We start from the raw sequence: 2,536 nt of genomic DNA, 5'->3' as shown, positions 1-2,536 counted from the left end.
TATGGGGGATGATGTTGAATTAACTAATTTGTTGAACCGGAAAAATTTATTTGTTTGATTTTTATGAATAAAATATAAAGAAAAACAGAACGTTAGCACTAAAAACCCAACCACATAAAACTAGAAAAATGTTGAGATTATAAGTCTATCAGTTGATTTACCTATTAATTTGTACATAATTATGCCTAAATAAAAGAACTTCTTCTTTACAATTCTTTACATTCACTTAAAATTTCCTCTCTATAATGGAGACCGAGATTAAAATTTGATTAAAAAGAGGGGATGTACATAATGCGTGAGATGCCTTTGAATGAATGGATGAAAAACCTTGGAATGGATGGACTGCACAAAAATATGGATCGACGGAGTTTTTTACATGGCGCAAGCAAAATTGCAGGACTATCACTGGGACTAGCTCTCGCACAGTCAATGGGTGGATTTGAAGTTAACGCCGATCCGTCCTTTAGTGACTATCCATTTACACTCGGCGTTGCATCTGGTGACCCACATTCCGATGGTGTTGTTCTGTGGACAAGACTCGCTCCGGATCCATTAAATGGCGGGGGGATGCCGCCGCATACAGTACCAGTTAAATGGGAGCTTGCAACTGATCATTATTTCCGAAATATCATTCAAAGAGGAACTGAACATGCTAGACCTGATCTCGGTCATTCTGTCCATGTGGAAGTGACCGGATTAAAAGCCAACCACATTTATTATTACCGATTTAAAAGTGGTAATGAGATAAGCCCGGTAGGAAAAACAAAAACCCTTCCTCTAGCTGGGACAGGCGTCTCTGATCTTAAATTTGCCTTTGTGTCCTGTCAACAATTTGAACATGGATTCTACACAGCTTTTCAGCATTTAGCAAAAGAAGATCTAGACCTTGTCTTCCATCTGGGAGATTACATTTATGAGTACGGACCAAATGAATATATTGCTTCCACAGGAAATGTTCGAACTCATAGTGGTCCGGAAATCAAAACTCTTGTGGATTACCGAAACCGATATGCGCAGTACCGCACCGATGAGCATCTTAGAGCTGCTCACGCCGCCTTCCCATGGATTGTGACATGGGATGACCATGAGGTTGAAAACAATTACGCGGACCTAATTCCAGAAAAAGGTCAGTCGGTTGAAGAATTTATTATCCGAAGAGCAGCCGCCTATCAGGCATACTATGAGCATATGCCGCTTCGAAAATCAATAGTGCGCCAAGGGGCAGATATGAAAATCTATCGTGACTTCGAATACGGTGATCTTGCATCCTTTTTTGTTCTTGATACACGCCAATACCGTGACGACCAGGCAAACGGGGATACAAGCTCCCCTCAGACCGCTGAATCCCTTGATCCAAAACGTACCCTGATGGGAACGGAACAAGAACAATGGTTATTTGGTAAACTTGATGGCTCCAAGGCGGCATGGAATGTCCTTGCCCAGCAAATCTTCTTTGCCCAGAGGAACTACGGAACAGCCACTAAACCTAAATACAGTATGGATGCATGGGATGGTTATCCTGCCGCTCGTCAGCATGTATTGAACTATGCTAAATCTAAACAGTTAAATAACATGATTGTATTAACGGGGGATGTTCATGCGAGTTGGGCAACAAACTTAATCGAAGATTTCGATAATCCAAATTCGAGGATCTTTGGTGCTGAATTCGTCGGCACGTCTATCACTTCAGGTGGTGATGGAGCTGATAAGCGAGCGGATACAGACAAAATTTTAGGCTTGAACCCGCATATTAAATTCTTTAATGACTATCGTGGCTATGTCCGCTGCCGAGTGACACCGGACCGCTGGCAGGCAGACTACCGAGTAGTTCCATATGTTTCCAAGCCTGGAGCTGACGTATCGACACGTGCATCGTATGTTTTCGAAAAAAATGGACAGGGACTAAAACAGGTATCAACCACTGAAGTACCATTAGGTGTACAGCATTCAACAGAAGTTGAAGAAGACCGAAATAAGGCCCATAGTCGTGCCCATCAAAAGCAATTAGAAAAAAAGGGAGTTAAAGTTCCAAATTAACATACACCTGCAAAGGAGTTGACCTTATTTGTTTTCGAATATTGGTATTCCCGGTTTAATACTTATTCTTGTAATCGCACTTATTATTTTCGGACCTTCTAAGCTGCCGGAAATCGGCCGCGCTTTTGGACGGACGCTTTCCGAATTTAAATCGGCGACAAATGAATTAGTCTCTAGTGATACAAAAGAGGAAGAGAAAAAGCCTGCTTTAACGGCAGTAAAAAAGGAAGGATAAAATAAAAGGGGTTTCGTTTAAAAGGGAGGACGGGGGAACTCGTCCTTTTTTTACTGATTTTAAAGGAGGACATAAATGTGGACGGCAAAGAATTACATGTGATGGGGCATTTAGAAGAATTGCGTGGAAGGTTAATAAAAACCATGTTAGCCTTTATCCTATTTTTTATTATTAGTTTTATCTATGTAGAAAATATCTATAAATGGCTCATTAGGGACCTGGATCAGAAGCTGGCTGTTCTTGGACCTAGTGATATTTTATGGG

Annotated in this window: 3 protein-coding genes; all 3 read left to right on the top strand. The window is 41.2% G+C overall.

Going from position 1 to position 2,536, the window contains the following annotated elements; genetic code table 11:
• Window positions 1-291 precede the first annotated feature (291 nt).
• Window positions 292-2,037, top strand: coding sequence for an alkaline phosphatase D family protein (locus tag V7659_RS08965; protein WP_420491716.1), 1,746 nt, complete (start codon window positions 292-294; stop codon window positions 2,035-2,037).
• A 28-nt stretch (window positions 2,038-2,065) separates the two neighbouring features.
• Window positions 2,066-2,272 carry a twin-arginine translocase TatA/TatE family subunit gene (locus V7659_RS08960; RefSeq protein ID WP_335539539.1) on the top strand — a complete coding sequence of 69 codons (207 nt, stop codon included), beginning with the start codon at window positions 2,066-2,068 and terminating at the stop codon, window positions 2,270-2,272.
• Window positions 2,273-2,349: 77 nt separating this feature from the next.
• A partial coding sequence (locus tag V7659_RS08955) for a twin-arginine translocase subunit TatC (RefSeq protein ID WP_335539537.1) occupies window positions 2,350-2,536 on the top strand: 187 nt, incomplete at its 3' end.

This window comes from Neobacillus drentensis, assembly GCF_036966985.1.
GTDB lineage: Bacteria > Bacillota > Bacilli > Bacillales > Cytobacillaceae > Neobacillus > Neobacillus drentensis_E.
Note: the sequence above shows the minus strand (reverse complement) of the source record. Positions and strands in the feature narration are given on the sequence as shown.